The organism is Sphaerisporangium sp. NPDC088356 (assembly GCF_040685555.1).
In the GTDB taxonomy this organism is placed as follows: Bacteria; Actinomycetota; Actinomycetes; order Streptosporangiales; family Streptosporangiaceae; genus Sphaerisporangium.
Window position 1 is genome coordinate 36,695 of record NZ_JBFBIK010000030.1, and the last position, 17,527, is coordinate 54,221.

General features: G+C 70.7%; 16 protein-coding genes and 1 pseudogene. 16 read left to right on the forward strand and 1 reads right to left on the reverse strand.

Translation table 11 applies throughout. The features are described from left to right. The 11 genes from AB0O34_RS14185 (at position 1) to AB0O34_RS14235 (ending at position 12,239) form a co-directional block, all read left to right on the forward strand. Positions 1-621, forward strand: a complete 621-nt coding sequence (locus tag AB0O34_RS14185; RefSeq protein ID WP_363915761.1) for a DJ-1/PfpI family protein — start codon at positions 1-3, stop codon at positions 619-621. Further along, on the forward strand, positions 618-2,426 hold the full coding sequence (locus AB0O34_RS14190; protein WP_363915762.1) for an AGE family epimerase/isomerase: 1,809 nt from the start codon (positions 618-620) through the stop codon (positions 2,424-2,426). The genes AB0O34_RS14185 and AB0O34_RS14190 overlap by 4 nt, the downstream gene beginning before the upstream one ends. Further along, positions 2,423-2,764, forward strand: a complete 342-nt coding sequence (locus tag AB0O34_RS14195; RefSeq protein WP_363915763.1) for an STAS domain-containing protein — start codon at positions 2,423-2,425, stop codon at positions 2,762-2,764. Before AB0O34_RS14190 ends, AB0O34_RS14195 begins: the two co-directional genes overlap by 4 nt. Next, complete coding sequence (glgX, locus tag AB0O34_RS14200; protein WP_363915764.1) at positions 2,761-4,875, forward strand: glycogen debranching protein GlgX; 2,115 nt, start codon at positions 2,761-2,763, stop codon at positions 4,873-4,875. The genes AB0O34_RS14195 and glgX overlap by 4 nt, the downstream gene beginning before the upstream one ends. A 74-nt stretch (positions 4,876-4,949) precedes the next feature. Then, positions 4,950-5,261, forward strand: a complete 312-nt coding sequence (locus AB0O34_RS14205; protein WP_363915765.1) for an STAS domain-containing protein — start codon at positions 4,950-4,952, stop codon at positions 5,259-5,261. 7 nt (positions 5,262-5,268) lie between these two features. Next, a complete protein-coding gene (locus AB0O34_RS14210) occupies positions 5,269-5,679 on the forward strand; it encodes an ATP-binding protein (protein WP_363915766.1) in 411 nt (136 codons plus the stop codon). Then, positions 5,676-6,890 carry a PP2C family protein-serine/threonine phosphatase gene (locus tag AB0O34_RS14215; protein ID WP_363915767.1) on the forward strand — a complete coding sequence of 405 codons (1,215 nt, stop codon included), beginning with the start codon at positions 5,676-5,678 and terminating at the stop codon, positions 6,888-6,890. The genes AB0O34_RS14210 and AB0O34_RS14215 overlap by 4 nt, the downstream gene beginning before the upstream one ends. After that, positions 6,890-7,633: a MinD/ParA family protein gene (locus tag AB0O34_RS14220; RefSeq protein WP_363915768.1), complete on the forward strand. Its 744-nt coding sequence runs from the start codon at positions 6,890-6,892 to the stop codon at positions 7,631-7,633. Before AB0O34_RS14215 ends, AB0O34_RS14220 begins: the two co-directional genes overlap by 1 nt. Continuing rightward, the gene (locus tag AB0O34_RS14225) at positions 7,630-8,976 is read left to right on the forward strand and encodes an NDP-sugar synthase (RefSeq protein ID WP_363915769.1); all 1,347 of its coding nucleotides are present in this window, start codon (positions 7,630-7,632) and stop codon (positions 8,974-8,976) included. Before AB0O34_RS14220 ends, AB0O34_RS14225 begins: the two co-directional genes overlap by 4 nt. Before the next feature lie 119 nt (positions 8,977-9,095). Then, positions 9,096-10,949: a 1,4-alpha-glucan branching enzyme gene (gene glgB, locus AB0O34_RS14230; RefSeq protein WP_363915770.1), complete on the forward strand. Its 1,854-nt coding sequence runs from the start codon at positions 9,096-9,098 to the stop codon at positions 10,947-10,949. Positions 10,950-11,045: 96 nt separating this feature from the next. Then, positions 11,046-12,239, forward strand: coding sequence for a transposase (locus tag AB0O34_RS14235; RefSeq protein ID WP_363915771.1), 1,194 nt, complete (start codon positions 11,046-11,048; stop codon positions 12,237-12,239). A 5-nt stretch (positions 12,240-12,244) separates the two neighbouring features. Here AB0O34_RS14235 and AB0O34_RS14240 read toward each other — a convergent pair. Further along, positions 12,245-12,775 (reverse strand): annotated as a pseudogene (locus tag AB0O34_RS14240) (helix-turn-helix domain-containing protein); the annotation flags it as partial. Between the two features lie 55 nt (positions 12,776-12,830). On the opposite strand from AB0O34_RS14240, the gene AB0O34_RS14245 reads away from it, so the two are divergent. The 5 genes from AB0O34_RS14245 to AB0O34_RS14265 all read left to right on the forward strand — a co-directional run bounded on the left by AB0O34_RS14245 (position 12,831) and on the right by AB0O34_RS14265 (position 17,508). Then, entirely contained in the window at positions 12,831-14,300 is a 1,470-nt protein-coding gene (locus tag AB0O34_RS14245) for an MFS transporter (RefSeq protein WP_363915772.1), read from the forward strand. Next, positions 14,239-14,940: an aminoacyl-tRNA hydrolase gene (locus AB0O34_RS14250; RefSeq protein ID WP_363915773.1), complete on the forward strand. Its 702-nt coding sequence runs from the start codon at positions 14,239-14,241 to the stop codon at positions 14,938-14,940. Before AB0O34_RS14245 ends, AB0O34_RS14250 begins: the two co-directional genes overlap by 62 nt. A gap of 127 nt (positions 14,941-15,067) precedes the next feature. Next, the gene (locus AB0O34_RS14255; protein WP_363915774.1) at positions 15,068-16,108 is read left to right on the forward strand and encodes a hypothetical protein; all 1,041 of its coding nucleotides are present in this window, start codon (positions 15,068-15,070) and stop codon (positions 16,106-16,108) included. 42 nt (positions 16,109-16,150) lie between these two features. Next, positions 16,151-16,795, forward strand: coding sequence for a maleylpyruvate isomerase N-terminal domain-containing protein (locus AB0O34_RS14260; RefSeq protein ID WP_363915775.1), 645 nt, complete (start codon positions 16,151-16,153; stop codon positions 16,793-16,795). 110 nt (positions 16,796-16,905) lie between these two features. Next, the gene (locus AB0O34_RS14265) at positions 16,906-17,508 is read left to right on the forward strand and encodes a Maf family protein (RefSeq protein ID WP_363915776.1); all 603 of its coding nucleotides are present in this window, start codon (positions 16,906-16,908) and stop codon (positions 17,506-17,508) included. Positions 17,509-17,527 lie beyond the last annotated feature (19 nt).

Genomic DNA, 17,527 nt, shown 5'->3' on the forward strand with positions numbered 1-17,527 from the left:
GTGGCCAACTCACGCGTCGCGATCCTCATGGAGAGCGACTTCTACGAGCCCGAGATCTTCTACTATCAGCGCAGGTTCGCCGAGCAGGGTGTGCCCGTCGACTTCCTCACCCGGCTGTGGGGCGAGCAGTCCCTCACCTTCAAGGGCCACGAGTACCGCGCGCCCTTCACCGTCTCGCTCAGCCTGGAGCACGTCGACCCGGCGGACTACTCGGCCGTCATCGTGCCCTCGGGGATGGTGTCGGACCGGTTGCGCTACACCGAGGACGTGGACCGGCTCGCCCCCGCGACCGACTTCCTGCGCCGCGCCTTCGACCGTCCCGAGGTCATCAAGGGGATCATCTGCCACGGCATGTGGCTGGCCGCCTCCATCCCGTACGTCGTGCGCGGCAGGAAGGTCGTCTGCCACAACAACCTCGTCGGCGACGTGCGGAACATGGGCGCCGAGTACGTCGACAGGGACGTGGTGGTCGACGGCGACCTCGTGACCGGACGGTCCGGCCAGCACTGCCACCTGTTCGCGAAGACCCTCATCGAGCTGCTCACAGAGAAGGAGCTGCTCGCACAGACGGACCCGTCCTCGCAGAAGGACCTGGTCGCACAGAAGGGTGGAACCCCGTGAACTTCACCTTCTCCGACACCATCGCCGGTCAGGTCACCGCCTACGACAGGCAGGCCAGGACCGCCACCGTCGCCACCGCCGACGGCCGCCGCTTCGAGGTCTCGGTCGACGGCGAGCCCAGCGCCGAGCTGATGCGCAACCTCGGCGAGCCGTACACCGACGCGTCGGGCCGGCTCGACGCGATGCTGGAACCCGGCCGCTTTCTGTTCGCCTACGGGGTCTTCTACCCGCACGGCGACGAGCAGATCTTCGACGCCAAGCGGATCATCTTCCTCGGCCGGAAGCCGGGCGACTTCCGCTTCGAGGAGTCGAACTGGTGGATCCACCAGTTGGAGGAGATCGCCGCCTTCTACCGCAAGGCGCAGTTCGGCGACGGGCCGGTGGACTTCACCGAGTACCGCACGCTGATCAGGCTCGGCGGCGAGAAGACCAGCAGCCACGTGCAGGAGACCGACACGATCTCCAGGCTGGTCTACGGTATGGCCTCGGCGTACATGCTGACCGGCGACGACACCTACCTGGAGGTCGCCGAGCGGGGCACCGAGTATCTGCGGGCGAACCTGCGCTTCGTCGACGCCGACGAGGACATCGTCTACTGGTACCACGGCCTCAAGGTCGACGGCGACATCGAGCGCAAGTTGTTCACCTCGGAGTTCTCCGACGACTACGACGCCATCCCGATGTACGAGCAGATCTACGCGCTCGCCGGCCCCATCCAGACCTACCGGGTGACGGGCGACCCGCGGATCAAGAGCGACGCGGACGCGACGCTGCGCCTGTTCGACCGGTTCTTCCTGGACCGCGAGGGCGGCGGTTACTTCTCGCACATCGACCCGATCCTGCTGAGCCCCGACCACGAGTCCCTCGGCGAGAACCGCGCCAGGAAGAACTGGAACTCGGTCGGCGACCACGCCCCCGCGTACCTCATCAACCTGTACCTCGCCACCGGCGACCCGGCGTACGCCAAGTTCCTTGAGTACACCTTCGACACCATCGTCGAGCACTTCCCCGACGACAAGAACAGCCCGTTCGTCCAGGAGCGCTTCCACCGCGACTGGTCGCACGACACCACCCACGGCTGGCAGCAGAACCGCGCCGTCGTCGGCCACAACCTGAAGATCGCATGGAACCTCATGCGGATGCACTCGCTCAAGCCCAAGGCCGAGTACGCCGAGCTCGCCGCGCACATCGGCGACATCATGCCGGCGATCGGCAGCGACCGGCAGCGCGCCGGCTGGTACGACGTCGTGGAGCGGGCGCGCAGGGAGGGCGAGGACCGCTACCGGTTCGTCTGGCACGACCGGAAGGCCTGGTGGCAGCAGGAGCAGGCCATCCTGGCCTACCTCATCCTCTTCGGGACCACCGGGCAGGACCGCTTCAGGGACGAGGCGCGCGCCGCGGAATCGTTCTACAACGCGTTCTTCCTCGACCACGACGAGGGAGCGGTCTACTTCAACGTGCTCGCCAGCGGCCTGCCGTACCTGCTCGGCACCGAGCGGTTCAAGGGCAGCCACTCGATGAGCATGTACCACTCCTCGGAGCTGTGCTTCCTGTCGGCGGTGTACAACAACCTGCTCATCAACGGGAAGCACCTGGACCTGCACTTCAAGCCGGACCCGGACGGCTTCGCCGACCGTACCCTGCGCGTCTCGCCCGACCTGCTGCCCCCCGGCTCGGTCAGGATCGGCGCCGTGGAGATCGACGGCGAGCCGTACGAGGACTACGACGCCGAGGCACTCACCGTCCGTCTCCCGGAGGCGGCGGGCAGGGTGAAGGTCAAGGTCAGGGTGGAGGCCATCAGATGAGCGTCAACGTCACCACCCGGGTCGTCGACGGCTTCACCGTCGCCCGTCTCGACGGGGAGATCACCAGCACGACCGCGCCCGCGTTGCAGGACCGGCTCCTGCCGCTGGTCGGGCAGACCGGCAGGCTGCTGGTCGACTTCACCGGCGTGCCGTACGTGTCGAGCGCGGGACTGCGGATGCTGCTCCTGCTCTACAGGCGCGCCCAGCAGGCCACGACGGGCATCGTCCTGGTGGGCCTGACCGACGAGGTCAGGTTCGTGATGTCGGCCACGGGGTTCCTGGACTTCTTCGAGATCGGCGAGGACGCCGAGACCGAGATGGGGCGCGTGCGGCCATGACCGCCGAACGCATCGACTCGTTCCCGACGCGGCAGATCGCGGGGTACCGCGTCGGCCACGGCCGGCCGTTCCCCTACGGCGCCCACGTGGTGCCGGGCGGGGTCACCTTCTCGGTGTTCTCCGACCGCGCCACCTCCATGACGCTGGTGCTGTTCAAGCGCGGCGCCGACAGGCCGATGGAGGAGCTGCCTTTCCCGCCCGAGTACCGCATCGGGAGCGTCTTCGCCATGACCGTCTTCGGGCTCGACGCCGAGGACCTGGAGTACGGCTTCCGCGCCGACGGCCCGTTCGACCCCGCCAGGGGCGACAGGTTCGACGTCGGAACCGTGCTCACCGACCCGCACGCGCGGCTGCTGTCCGGGCGCGACACCTGGGGAGCGGCGCCCGACTGGAGCAACCAGTACCAGTACCGGGCGGTGATCGCCCTTGAGGACTTCGACTGGGAGGACGACGCGCCGCTGCGCACTCCCACCGAGGAACTCGTCGTCTACGAGACGCACGTCCGCGGCTTCACCCGGCACCCCTCCTCGGGGGTGTCGGCGCCGGGGACGTACACCGGGCTGCGGGAGAAGATCCCCTACCTGCGTGAGCTCGGGGTCAACTGCGTCGAGCTCATGCCGGTCTTCGAGTTCGACGAGTTCGACAACTCGCGCAGCAACCCGGTGACGGGGGAGCGGCTGTACAACTACTGGGGCTACAACACCGTCGGCTTCATGGCCCCGAAGGCCGGCTACGCCGCCACCGGCAGGTACGGCATGCAGGCCGACGAGTTCAAGACCCTCGTCAAGGACCTGCACAAGGCCGGGATCGAGGTCATCCTCGACGTGGTGTTCAACCACACCGCCGAGGGCAACGAGCAGGGGCCCACGATCTCGTTCAAGGGCCTGGACAACGCCACCTACTACATGCTGACCCCCGAGGGGTACTACTACAACTTCAGCGGCACGGGGAACACCGTCAACTGCAACCACCCCGTGGTGCGCGACTTCGTCCTCGACTGCCTGCGCTACTGGGTGGCCGAGTACCACGTCGACGGGTTCCGCTTCGACCTCGCCGCGATCCTCGACCGCGGCCCCGACGGCAGCCCGCTGCCCAACCCTCCGCTGCTGGAGCAGCTCGCCTACGACCCGATCCTGCGGCACAGCAAGCTCATCGCCGAGGCCTGGGACGCCGGAGGCCTCTACCAGGTCGGCCACTTCCCCAACTACGGACGCTGGGCGGAGTGGAACGGCAAGTACCGCGACATCCTGCGCAGGTTCGTCAAGGGCGACGAGGGGACCGTGGGCGAGCTGGCGGCCAGGATCGTGGGCTCACCCGACCTGTACGGCGGGCGCGGCCCCACCGCGTCGGTCAACTTCATCACCGCGCACGACGGCTTCACCCTCAACGACCTCGTCTCCTACAACGACAAGCGGAACGAGGCCAACGGCGAGGGCAACGCCGACGGCGCCAACGACAACAACAGCTGGAACTGCGGTGCCGAGGGGCCGACGGACGACCCCGGCGTCAACGCGCTGCGCATGCGCCAGATGAAGAACGCCCTGGCCATCCTGCTCACGAGCCAGGGCGTGCCCATGCTGCTCGCCGGGGACGAGGTGGGCCGCACCCAGCTCGGCAACAACAACACCTACTGCCAGGACAACGAGCTGTCCTGGTTCGACTGGGACCTGGTCTCGTCGAACGCCGAGCTGCTGCGGTTCACCAGCCGGCTGATCGCGTTCCGGCGGGCGCACTCGGTCCTGCGGGAGCCGACGCATCCGCTCGGCGTCGACTTCCTCGGCGTCGGCCTGCCGGACGTGAGCTGGCACGGCGTGCGGCCGTGGGAACCCGACTGGTCACCCGGCAGCAGGCTGCTGGTGGTGATGCGCTGCGGGCGCGACGCCGCGGGGGCGAAGGACCACGTCTACGTGGCGATGAACTCCCACTGGGAGGGACACGACCTGGAGCTGCCCGAGCTGTCCGGCGGGGGCGCCTGGCGCGTCTTCGCCGACACCGGGGCGAGGGCTCCGCACGACGCGCACGAGCCGGGGTCCGAGCCGGCGCTGGAGCAGCCCCGGCGCCACCACATAGGGCCGCGCTCGGTCGTCATCCTGACCGGCACCAGCGCCTAGGGCTCCCAGAACCGCTCGAACCAACAGGCTGGCTCCGGCGCACGGACCCGGCTTCGACGACCAGGAGGACCGCAGTGGCATTCACCGCAACCCTCAGCACGGACGCGGACATCGCGACCATCTACCTCGCCGGCGAGCTCGACGCCTCGACGGCGCCCGACTTCCACGAAGCGATCGACGACGCCGCCGCCACGGGCGCCGGCCGCCTGGTCATCCAGGCGGCGGACCTCACCTACATCGCGAGCGCGGGCCTTCGGGCCCTGGTGTTCGCACGGCAGAAGCTGGGCGACGACATCGTCATCGTCATCACCGGTGCGACCGAGCCCGTCATCCGGGTCATCCGGATGGCCGGGCTCGACCGCAGCTTCGAGATGACCAGTTCGTGAGGTTCCGGTGCCCCGGATCCCCGCGTCGCTCGAAGCACTCGACGAGGTGGCGGGTTACGTCCACGCGCTCGCTGAGCGCGCCGGACTGCCCGCCTCCCGCGCCCACCGGCTGAGGCTGGCGGCGGACGAGCTGGCGACCAACATCGTCGTCCACGGCTACCGGGAGACCAAGGGTGAGCTCGGTGTCGAAGGGGGCGTCGAGGACGAGTCGGTCTGGCTCAGGTTCGAGGACGACGCCCAGCCCTTCGATCCCCGGGACGGGCTCCAGACCCCCGAGCAGGACGTGCCGGTCGCGCAGCGCCGGATAGGCGGCCTCGGGGTCTACCTGGCGCTGACCGCCCTGGACGGCTTCACCTACGAACGGGTGGCCGGACGCAACATCAGCACGCTGCGGATCCGTAGGGATGGAGCGACATGACGCAGACCGGCGTAATAGTCCTGGACGACAGCCCCGAGCTGCCGCCGCGACTGCGGCACGCGCTGGAGGAGGCCGGGACGCACGTCCAGATCCGCTCGCCCGCAGACGTGCTCGCCGGCGAGCGGATGCCCCCTCTGGACGTCCTGCTGGTCTCGGCGGGGGTGCCGCCGAACATCGTCAGGGCCGTCGCGAGGCGGCTGGACGACGAGGGGCGGCACCCCGTGATGCTGGCGTTCACCGAGGACGACTTCGGTGCGCTCGAACGGCACATCCGCGGCGGGCTCGACTACCTGGTGCCGCCCTTCTTGACCTCCCTGGTCCGCACGCGGCTGCACAGCTGCTACGTGCGGGCCGAGCTGGGCCGGACGCTGCGGCAGATCGAGACACAGGCCGACCTGCACCGCTACGAGCGGGAACTGGAGATCGGCAGGGAGATCCAGCTGGGCTTCCTGCCGGAGTCGCTGCCGACGCCGGAGGGCTGGGGCATCGACGTGCGGTACCGTCCTGCCCGTACGGTCGCGGGTGACTTCTACGACGTGTTCGAGCTGGTCAACCGCCGCCGCCTCGGCCTGGTGGTGGCGGACGTGTGCGACAAGGGGGTCGGGGCCGCGCTGTTCATGGCGCTGATCCGCAGCCTGCTGCGGCACACCGCCGAGCAGAGCGGGAGCCAGGGCCTGAGCGCCGTCGACCTGATGGCCGGGGACGAGGTGCGCGCGGTGCCCGTCGTGGGCGCGACCCCGCTGCTGAACGCCGTCGCCGGGACCAACGACTACCTCACGCGCAACCACCTCAGGCAGGGCTACTTCGCGACCATGTTCTTCGCGGTGCTGGACCCGGCGACGGGAAGCCTCGTGTACGTCAACGGGGGGCACAACCCGCCCGTGCTGATCCGGGCCGACGGCCGCGACCCGGTCATCCTCGAGCCGACGGGCCCGGCGGTCGGCGTCCTTCGCGACTCGACGTTCTCGCTCGGCCACACCCATCTGGATCCCGGTGACGTGCTCTTCATCTACACCGACGGCGTGACCGAGGCACGCGCGCCGGACCGGAAGTTCTTCGGGGAGGAACGAATGCTCGACCTGGTTTGCGACGGCACCGGTTCAGGCGCCGACCTGCTGCGGCGGGTGGACGGCGCGCTCAACGGGTTCGTCGGCTCGGCGGAACAGTCGGACGACATCACGATGATGGCCGTCCACCGGATGGGGTTCTGATGGCGCGGGTCATCACCATGCACTCCTACCGGGGAGGCGCGGGCAAGTCCAGCATGGCGGCGAACATGGCGCTGCTCCTCGCCGCCGAGGGCCGGCGGGTGGCGCTCGTGGACGCGGACATCCAGTCGCCGGCCATGGACACGATGTTCGGGTTCATGCGCAGCCCCGCCAAGTGCTCGCTCGCCGACTACCTGGTCGGCCGCTGTGAGATCGAGGACGCGGTCACGCGGGCGCCGGGAGACGGGCCGTTCATCGTGCCCGCGAGGACCGGCGTCTCGGCCATCAACGAGATCACGGCCAACGGCTACGACGTCGGACTGCTGAACGAGGGGTTCACCCGGCTCGTCGGCGCCTTCGACCTGGACGTGCTGATCCTGGACACCCACACGGGCATCAACACCGAGACCGTCATGGCGGTGGCCTGCTCGGACGCGCTGGTCATCGTCACGAGGGCGGACCGGCTCGACCTCGCGGGCGCCGCGGAGAGCGTCGCGCTGGCCGACAGGCTCGGCTGCACGCGGCGCGCCCTGGTAGTGAACATGGTGCCCGACGCGACGCTGGGGGACGGCCTCGTGCTGAAGGCGGAGACGGCGTACGGCTCGCCGGTCACCGCGGTCCTGCCGTACGTGCCGGAGATGGCGCGGCTGGCCGGAGAGCAGATCTTCGTCACCGCCCATCCCGCGCACTCGCTGGTCACCGGCTACCAGAAGATCAACACCGCAGTGCTCGACGGTGCCGCATGAACGTGCGCGGGATCGCGCTGGCCGGGGGGAAGGGCATCAGGGCACGCCCGCTCACCCTCACCACCCCCGACTACGTGCGCAGCAAGGCGGCCATGCGGCTGGCGGGGCGCAGCCTCGTCGAGTGGGCGGTGGAACTGCTGCGCGCCCAGGGCGTGACCGACTTCCGGGTGGCGGCCAACGGCAGTGAGAACCGGTGCCAGACCAAGGCGATTTTGGGCGACGGCACGCGTCTCGGCGTCTCGGTGCACTATTCGAGACCCCGGCACGACCACGCCAACACCGGCTCGGGGCAGGCGACGCTGCGCTGCCTCGACCACTGGGATCTGAACGGCCTCGCGCTGATCTTCCCGACCGACTCCATCTTCGACTTCGACCTGGCCGCGATGGTCGAACGGCATCGGGCGTCCGGCGCCGCGGTCACCGTCGCGACCGTGCCGCGCTCGCCCGCCGAGGCGGCGGGCAAGTACGGCGTGCTGGTCAGCGGCGGCGAGGGCGGCGGCGAGGGCGGCGGCGAGGGCGGCGGCGACGGTATGGTGTCCCGGTTCGCCGAGAAGCCGGGCAGGGACGCGGCCGAGCGGCTCGCGCGCGGCGGCGACCTGGAGACCAACGCCGGGATGTACCTCGTCGACTGCGACGCGCTGCGGATGGCGGCCCGCCGGCCCGCGCTGGCCGAGCTGAGCCGCCACCGCCTCGACTGGGGCGGGGACCTGCTGCCGTACCTGATCGCCTCCGGCGCCCGGGTGGCCTCCCACCCGATCGCGAAGTTCGGCGATCTCGGCAGTCCCGAGGACTTCCTGCGCACCATGCGCGAGGTCCTGCGTGACGAGTACCCGGCCCTCAGCGAGCGGATGCGCCCGGCTCCCAGTCACCCGCGTGGCGTGCGCATCCACGAGAGCAGCCTCAACCTCAAGGACGAGGTGTCGGGCCGCTCGCTCGCCGAGAAGATCCGGGACGGCGACGTGCTGATCGGGCCGAACGTCCGCGTCGGGCGGGACGTGGAGATCGGGCCGGGGGTCGTGCTGGCGGACTCCGACGTGGCCGACGGGGTGGACATCGGAGAGGGCGCCAGGCTCCACGGCGTGGCGTGCGGGGAGCACGGCATCATCGGGCCGCGCGCCCGGCTCTCCGACACCGTGCTCGGGGCCGCGGTGCGGATCAGGGAGGCGGCGGTGCTGGAGGGGTTCTGCGCGCTCGGGGACGAGGTGAGCGTGCACGCCGGTGTCCGGCTGCACGGGGTGAGCGTCTTTCCCCGGCTGGAGATCTGGAGCGACGCGCGCGTGCCGCGGGGCGCGTGCCTGGCGAACCCCGGCGACGTGCTCCGATGGTCGCACAGGGTCGCTTGACAGCCGACTTGACAGAGTAGCCACGAATGGGTGGGTGTCCGTACATCTCCACGAGTAATCTAACGAGCACCAATCGCAGGGGTTAACACTTTGATCTGGAACGCGGGAGAGATGAAATCGTGAATTTCATTCTCAGGAGTCGTGATTCGCTTTTCGGCGATCCAGGTTTCCTTTCCCGGAAGACGGGCGACTTCGAACTGGGCCGCGACGGCAAGGGCCGCCACGCGCGGCTCTGGCAGACGCTCGGGGCGCACACCACGGCCGTGGGCACCGCCTTCGCGGTGTGGGCGCCCAACGCACGCGAGATCCGGGTGGTCGGCGACTTCAACGGCTGGCGGGGCGCGGCGCACCGCATGACCCTGGTCGGCGCCTCCGGAGTCTGGGAGCTGTTCGTCCCCGGCGTCGGCGACGGCTGCCGCTACAAGTACGAGATCCTCGGGTGCGACGGCGAGTGGCGGCAGAAGGCCGACCCGCTTGCCTCGGCGTCCGAGTGCCCGCCCGCCACCGCCTCCGTGGTGTTCACCCCCGCTCACGAGTGGGGCGACTCCCGGTGGCTGGCGGGCCGGGAGTCCAGGGTGGCCCACGAGGAGCCGATGAGCCTCTACGAGGTCCATCTCGGCTCGTGGCGGCCCGGCCTGACCTACCGCGAGCTCGCCGAGGTCCTGCCCGAGTACGTGGCGGGCCTCGGCTTCACCCACGTCGAGCTGCTGCCCGTGGCCGAGCACGCGTCCGACGAATACCTGAGCACCGCCTTCTACGCGCCCACCGCGCGGTACGGCGGGCCCGACGACTTCCGTCACCTGGTCGACAGGCTGCACCAGGCGGGCGTGGGCGTCATCCTCGCCTGGACGCCGCAGCGCTTCGGCGGGGAGGAGTGGGGGCTGTCCCGCTTCGACGGCGGGCCGCTGTACGAGGCCGGCCCGCCGGAGGCCTTCGACTACGGCAAGCCCCAGGTGCGCGACTTCCTGCTGGCCAACGCCGTCTTCTGGTGTTCGGAGTTCCACATCGACGGCCTCAGGATCGCCGGGGTCGCCTCGATGCTGCACCGCTCGGGCGAGGGGCTCGGCAGCGACCCCGACGCCGCCTCGTTCCTGCGCGAGGTGAACACCGCCGTGGCCCGCGCCGGCGCGGGGGTGGTCACCGTCGCCGAGGAGTCGAGCGCGTGGGACGGCATGACGACGCTCACCGACCCCGGCGGCTTCGGCTTCCACTTCAAGTGGAACACCGGGTGGACCCACGACAGCCTCGGTTACCTCGCCAGGGATCCCATCTACCGCAAGTACCACCATGGGGAGATCACCTTCCCCATGGTCTACGCCTACTCCGAGCACTACATCCTGCCGGTGTCCCACGCCACCGGGCCGCTGCCCGCCAGGATGCCGGGTGACCGGTGGCAGCGCCTGGCCAGCGTCAGGGCCTTCCTCGGCTTCATGTGGGCCCACCCCGGCAAGCAGCTGCTGTTCATGGGGCAGGAGTTCGCGCAGGAGGAGGAGTGGTGCCCCGCGCGGGGCCTGCGCTGGGACATGGCCGACCACGGGGTCCGCGACCTGGTCCGCGATCTCAACGCGGCCTACCGCGGCCTTCCCGCCCTGTGGCGGCTCGACTCCTCGCCCGAGGGGTTCCGGTGGATCGCCCCCGATTCGGCCGAGGAGAACGTGCTGGCCTTCCTGCGGTACGACGCCGACGGGACGCCGATGGCCTGCGTCTGCAACTTCTCTCCCGTCATCCGGCCGGACTTCAGGATCGGCCTGCCCTTCCCTGGCAGATGGGCCGAGGTGCTCAACACCGACGCCGAGCCGTACGGCGGTAGCGGGGTCGGGAACCTCGGCGTGGTGGAGGCGACGGCCACGCCCTGGCACTGCTGCGAGGCGAGCGCGTCCCTCGTCCTGCCGCCCCTCGCGACCCTCTGGCTCCGTCCCGTCCCTTCCGGGGATCTCCCGTCGAACGCATCTGACAAAGTAACCCAGGGCTAACCCAAAAAAACCGCACGGGCGGTATGGTTTTTCTTGGCACCCAGGGGGGTGTGCGCCTCACCGAACTCTCGGGGTGCGGACTGGAGGGGGTCGCCCGTGGGCGTCAGCTCATTCTCCTCCGAACAGGAGAAAGTCTCATCGGAGTTCTTCGCCCGGTTCTGCGGCATGATGTTCTCGTCGCTGAAACGGCGCGACCAGCGTCGCTGGGCACGGCTGTACCTGCGCGGGCTGCTGTCCATCGAGGGACGCAAGACGATGCGGGGGATCGCGTCGCTGGAGAGCGGGCCGGCCGTCGAGCAGAGCCTGCAGCAGTTCATCAGCCAGTCCCCCTGGGGCTGGATGACGGTCAGGCGCACTCTCGCCGGCTACCTTGAGCAGGTCATCCGGCCGATCGCGCTGGTCGTGGAGCCGCTGGTGATCCCCAAGTCGGGGGACCACTCGGTCGGCGTCGAGCGCAGGTTCGTCAGGAAGCTCGGCCGCCTGGCCAACTGCCAGCAGGTCGTGGGCGTGTGGCTGGCGTCGGAGCAGGAGGCCTGCCCGATCGACTGGAGGCTCATCCTTCCCGAGAGCTGGACCGACGACCCGGGCCGGCGCCGGCGCGCGGGCATCCCGGACGACGAGGTCAGCCTCAGCGTCGAGCAGTGCGCCGCCGAGGTGGTGGTCTCCATCGCCAGTGCGTGGGGGCTCAGGCAGCGCCCGGTGGTGATGGACGCTAGGGAGATCGACATCGGGCGCATGATCTTCGAGTTCTCCGAGCGAGGGATCCCGTTCGTGGTGCGGGTGCACGACTCGATCCCCGTGAGCCCGTCCGACCCGAGGATCCCCCTCGGCATGGGACGCCGCATCCAGGCGGGTCAGCTGATCGACGCGTTGCGCGACGTCAGTCGCATCGTCGAGTCGCCCCGGGCCGTGAACGGCGCCGCCTCGGCCTCCCAGCGCCCCTCCTTCGCCGTGAGCGCGAGGGTGCACACCCCTTTCCGGTCCTCCACCGCCGACGCGGGGGAGCCGCCCCTCATCCTGCTGGGCGCGTGGACCGTGCCCGAGCAGCGCTCCCCCTCGGTGTGGCTGTCGAACATCACCCAGCTTCCGCCCGGAGCGCTGCTGCGCATCGCCCAGACCTCCGAGCGGGTGGCCAGGGAGCGCGCGGGAGTGACCCACCATCTCGGGCTCCGTGACTTCGAGGGAAGGTCGTTCCGGGGATGGCACCACCACGTGACGCTCGTGTCGGCCGCCCACGCCTTCTGGATGTTGCTGTCGAACAGCGGGAACCAGTTGTCGCAGTTCCTGTGACGCGCTCAGGACTTGAAGGTGTGGCGGTAGGTCAACGGCGCGACGCCCATCGTCGCGTGCAGGTGCTGGCGCAGCGACACGGCCGTGCCGAAGCCCGAACGGGCGGCCACCTGGTCCACCGGCAGGTCGGTGGACTCCAGCAGGTGGCGCGCGTGCTCCACGCGCTGGCGGCTGAGCCATCTGGCCGGGCTCAGCCCGGTCTCCTCGCGGAACCGGCGGGTGAACGTGCGCACGCTCATGCGCGCGTGCCTTGCCTGGGTGGCGAGGTCGAGCTGCTCTCCCAGCCGTTCGAGCATCCATGCCCTGGTGGGGGCGGTGGTGGCGCCTCCGGGCTCGGGCAGGGGGCGTTCGATGAACTGCGCCTGCCCGCCCTCCCGCCAGGGCGGGGTCACGCAGCGCCGCGCCACCCGGTTGGCCACCTCGCTGCCGTGGTCGCGCCGGATGACGTGCAGGCACAGGTCGATGCCCGCGGCGACGCCCGCCGAGGTCAGCAGGTCGCCGTCGTCGATGAACAGCACGTCCGGGTCGAGAAGCACATATTGGCTATCCAGCCACTCGCCCGGTTTGGGGCCCAAATCCATCATTGTCGGCATGACGCGGACGGTGGATGTGAAACGCGGGCGGCGACCGCACCGGGCCTGGGTGGTGGCGGGAGTCGCCTTCGTCGCGATTGTCGGGGCCGCGGGGTTCCGGGCCACGCCTGGGGTCCTCATCACCCCGCTTGAGGAGGAGTTCGGCTGGACGCGGGGGACGATCTCGCTCGCCGTCTCGGTGAACCTGATGCTGTACGGCCTCACCGCGCCGTTCGCGGCGGCCCTGATGGACCGTCTCGGCATGCGCCGCGTCGTCGCCGCCGCGCTGCTGCTCGTCGCGCTCGGCAGCGGGCTGACGGTCTTCATGACGGCCGGCTGGCAGCTCGTCGCGTGCTGGGGCGTGCTGGTCGGCCTCGGCACGGGCTCGATGGCGCTGGTCTTCGTCGCCACGGTCACCGACCGGTGGTTCGTGCGGCACCGGGGCGTGGTCACCGGCGTGCTGACGGCGGGAGGAGCCGCGGGCCAGCTCGTCTTCCTGCCCCTGCTGGCCTGGATCGCCGAGGGGCCGGGGTGGCGGGTGGCCGCGCTGGTGGTCGCCGGGGCCGCGCTGACGGTCGTGCCGCTGGTCTGGTTCCTGCTGCGCGACCGTCCCGAGGACGTCGGCCTCACCGCCCTTGGAGCCGAGCCCGGTGTGGCTCCCACGGCGCCCGTGGTGCGCAAGGGAGGCGCGGCCACGCGGGCGCTGACCGTGCTGAGGTCGGCGGCGCGCACCCGGCCGTTCTGGTTCCTCGTGGGAGGCTTCGCCATCTGCGGCGCGAGCACCAACGGCCTCGTGGGCACCCACTTCATCCCCGCGGCCCACGATCACGGCATGCCCCAGACCACCGCGGCGGGCCTGCTGGCGCTCATCGGCGTCTTCGACGTCGCGGGGACCATCTTCTCCGGCTGGCTCAGCGACCGGGTGGACCCGAGGATCCTGCTGGGCGCCTACTACGCGCTGCGCGGCGCCTCGCTGCTGATCCTGCCCACCTTGTTCGCGGCGACGACCGAGCCCAGCATGCTGATCTTCATCATCTTCTACGGCCTCGACTGGGTCGCCACCGTGCCGCCGACCGTGGCCCTGTGCCGCACGCTCTACGGCCCGGACGGCGCCGTGGTGTTCGGATGGGTGTTCGCCTCCCATCAGGTCGGCGCGGCCATCGCGGCGGTGGCGGCCGGCGTCACCCGTGACCACCTCGGCCACTACGACGCGGCCTGGTACGGAGCCGGCCTGCTGTGCGCCCTCGCCGCGATCATGTCGCTGCGGGTGGCGCGGAAGGGCGGCGCCCCCCGGCTAGCGGTTCGCCGGTGGAACCGGTGGCCACCGTGGCAGGCTGACGTTCGCACGCGTCCCAAAAGGCGGACGTGCCGGACCGGCGTCCGGGCGGGGCTGAGATCCTTGGGACGTGAGCCGGCCAGACCAGAGAGTGCTTCCCCTCGTCGTCCGCATCGAGCGTTCCGCGCCGCCCGAACGCACCGACGCTCTTGAGGCCGCGGCGCTCGCCGTACTGACCCTGCTGACCGACGAGCGCGCCACGAGCGGCGAGTGGGCGGAGCCCGTGCAGGTATGGGAGACCATCGGCATCAGGAAGGTGGTGCGCCGGGCCAGGGGCGTCGAGTGGCGCCGGGTGCAGGAGCTGCCCGGGATCACGGTCGCGGTGCGGTCGGCGGAGGTGCGCGTGCACCCGCCGATCCCGCTCGACGCCTGGCCCAAGGAGCTGTCCCGGCTCCAGGTCTCCGGCACCGACCTGACCGACACCGCGCCGCCGGAGCCGCCCGCGCCCGGCGCGGCGGTGCTGTGGTTAAACCCCTCGCTCGACATGTCCGCGGGCAAGGCCATGGCCCAGGCCGGTCACGCGGCGCAGCTCGCCTGGTGGGCGACCGACGAGCACACCCGCGCCACGTGGCACGCCGAGGGGCTGCCGGTGGCCGTACGGACGGCGGGGCCGCGCCGGTGGGCGGCGCTGGTGGACAGCGGGCTTCCCGTGGTCCGCGACGCGGGGTTCACCGAGATAGAACCGGGTTCCCGCACGGTCGTCTCGGACGCTCCGTGGCTGCGGGCGGGCGGCCATCGCCCGGCCGGATGGGGTCCTCTGCGCAATCCGTCCCGCCAGGGTGAAAGCCATTGACCGGCGGGCGAAAGGGGAGGTCAGAGCGTACGAAAGCCCTATGCGGCAGGGACTCGTTCCCGAAGTGTGATCGGGAACTCAGACGCGCATGGGGGATTTGCCGTACGCTCCGATCGTGCCAAATGGGGTGGGTGGGAACTACGGGACCAAGGCCGTCCCAGCGTACGTAACGGCGGATGCGGAGACCGCACCGCTGCCGAAGATCACGGTCGAGGAGCCTCCGCCTCTTCCGCCGCCACCGCCCGTCAAGCGCTCCCTGATCTCCAGGCTGGGCGACCTGCCGATGCGCGTCATCTACCGCGGCGTCGCCGGGGGCCTCGCCGTCCTCGCCGTCGTGACGGCGGCGGTCGTCCTGTTCGTGACGGGCTCTGACAAGGGCGCGCCGACGGTCGCGGCGCCCGCCGGATCGGAGCCGCAGGCCACGCTGCCCGCGCCCTCGTCCGGCGCGGCGTCCCAGGAGCCGTCGGTCTCCGCGGAGGCGTCGGCCCTTTCCGTGCCGTCCGTCTCGGGTTCGGCGGTGTCCGTTCCTTCGGTGTCGGCCTCGGGGCCGACCGAGGTGTCCGCCCAGGGGTCGGCGTCGCCGGCGCCCACCCCGACGCCCGGCAGCAGCGCGCTGGTCACGGGCCAGGCGGACCCGCGCGTCCCGCGGCTGCCGTCCGACCGGAGGCTCGCCGACTTCCGCGGGCACGCCGCCCAGACGAAGGGCCGGGTGAAGGACAAGCGGTCCGGTGTCACGTTCGCGCGCTTCGTCAAGGAGTGGAAGCTCACCAAGTCCTCACCGTTCGCCACGCGGCGCACGCTTCCCTCGGTCAAGGGGGCGGGGCACCGGGCCCTGCTGGCGTCGTGCCCGGTGCCGATCGAGGTCCAGGAGGACCTCAAGGACACCGCCTTCCTCGCCGCGCGCTGGACCCTGAACTACCACCCGGAGGGCTCCACGATCACCTGGACGGCCTCGCAGCCCCTCAAGGCGGGCAAGCGGAAGGGCTGGCTGCTCGGGTACCGCGTGAACTACAAGGCGGGCGGCAAGAAGCACGTGGCGACCGCGGCGGTCGCCCTGGTGGAGGTGCCCTCCTCCAAGCCGGCCCTGGTGTTCATCACGATCCCCGACGCCCAGAAGAAGCGCTGGGCCGATATCAACACCCTGATGTCCAGCGTGCGCGTCCTCTAAGGCGATCTTCGGGGTCTGTCGGCCGGCGATATGGTTCCTGTCATGCCTGAATCGACCTCCCCGTCCCCCGTGACCGCCGACGACCTCGACCAGGCCGTCCGGCTCGCCGTCGGCCTTCTTTCGCAGGCGCCGGCGGCGGCATGGGACGCCAAGGCCGGCTCGCTGGAGTGGGACTGCTGGGAGACCGTCGAGCACCTCAGCGACGACCTGTTCTCGTACGCCGCCCAGCTGGGATCGAGGACGACGCCCGCGGACGGTCATGTGCCCTTCGCCTGGGAGAGGCGGCGGCCCGCAGGTCCGGCGAACGCCATCCACGCCGACCGCGAGGCGGGGCCCGCCGGCCTGACGCAGGTGCTGGAGGCGAGCGGCGCCCTGCTGGTCGCCATGGTGCGTACGACGCCGCCGGAGGTCCGCGCCCACCACATCTTCGGGGCGTCGGACGCGGAGGGCTTCGCCGCGATGGGGATCGTGGAGACCCTGGTGCACACCCACGATCTGGCCGAGGGGCTCGGGCTCGCCTGGACCCCGCCGGCGGGCATGTGCTCGCGGGTGCTCGCCCGGCTGTTCCCGGACGCCCCGCGGGCCACCGACCCCTGGCCCACCCTGCTGTGGGCCACGGGGCGTGCCGAGCTTCCGGGGCATCCGCGTCTGACCACCTGGCGCTGGTACGGCGCACCCCGGTCGTAGAGCTTTCGAGCGTACGGCGGCCCGGTCGCAGGGCTTCCGGCCTGCGGGCCGCCTGGGCGAGGGTCCTCCGTGGGCGTACCGGTCGCCGGGTTCCTCTAGGCTCGGATGACATGACCGAGATCGTCCTCGCCTCCTCCTCGCCCGCCCGGCTCGCGCTCCTGCGCAGCGCCGGCCTCGACCCCACCGTCATCGTCAGCGGTGTCGACGAGGAGGCCGTGACCGCCGGGTCACCCGCCGAGCTCTGCCTCGTTCTGGCCCGTGCCAAGGCGTCGGTCGTGGCGGAGGTCCTCACCGAGGGCCTCGTCATCGGCTGCGACACCATCCTTGAGCTCGACGGCCAGGCGTACGGCAAGCCCCGCTCGCCCGAGGAGGCGGTGGCGCGCTGGCGGTCGATGCGCGGCCGTACGGGCAGGCTGCTCACCGGGCACTGCGTGATCGACGCTGGGACGGGAGCCGATGCGGCCGAGGTCGGGGCGACGGCGGTGCGCTTCGGCGAGCCGAGCGACGAGGAGATCGCGGCCTACGTCGCCAGCGGCGAGCCCCTGCGCGTGGCGGGCGCCTTCACCCTTGACGGTCTCGGCGGCTGGTTCGTCGACGGCATCGAGGGCGACCACGGGAACGTGCTGGGCATCTCGTTGCCCCTGCTGCGGCGCCTGCTCGCCGACCTGGGCGTTCCCGTGACATCCCTCTGGAAACAGGGATCTTTCCACTGATCTTGCGACGATCCTCACG

Coding starts and splice junctions, on each gene's coding strand:
- AB0O34_RS14215 (WP_363915767.1), top strand. CDS start 5,676: ATGACGCAGACCGGCGTAATAGTCCTGGACGACAGCCCCGAGCTGCCG.
- AB0O34_RS14260 (WP_363915775.1), top strand. CDS start 16,151: ATGCCTGAATCGACCTCCCCGTCCCCCGTGACCGCCGACGACCTCGAC.
- AB0O34_RS14220 (WP_363915768.1), top strand. CDS start 6,890: ATGGCGCGGGTCATCACCATGCACTCCTACCGGGGAGGCGCGGGCAAG.
- AB0O34_RS14245 (WP_363915772.1), top strand. CDS start 12,831: ATGACGCGGACGGTGGATGTGAAACGCGGGCGGCGACCGCACCGGGCC.
- AB0O34_RS14195 (WP_363915763.1), top strand. CDS start 2,423: ATGAGCGTCAACGTCACCACCCGGGTCGTCGACGGCTTCACCGTCGCC.
- glgX (WP_363915764.1), top strand. CDS start 2,761: ATGACCGCCGAACGCATCGACTCGTTCCCGACGCGGCAGATCGCGGGG.
- AB0O34_RS14265 (WP_363915776.1), top strand. CDS start 16,906: ATGACCGAGATCGTCCTCGCCTCCTCCTCGCCCGCCCGGCTCGCGCTC.
- AB0O34_RS14225 (WP_363915769.1), top strand. CDS start 7,630: ATGAACGTGCGCGGGATCGCGCTGGCCGGGGGGAAGGGCATCAGGGCA.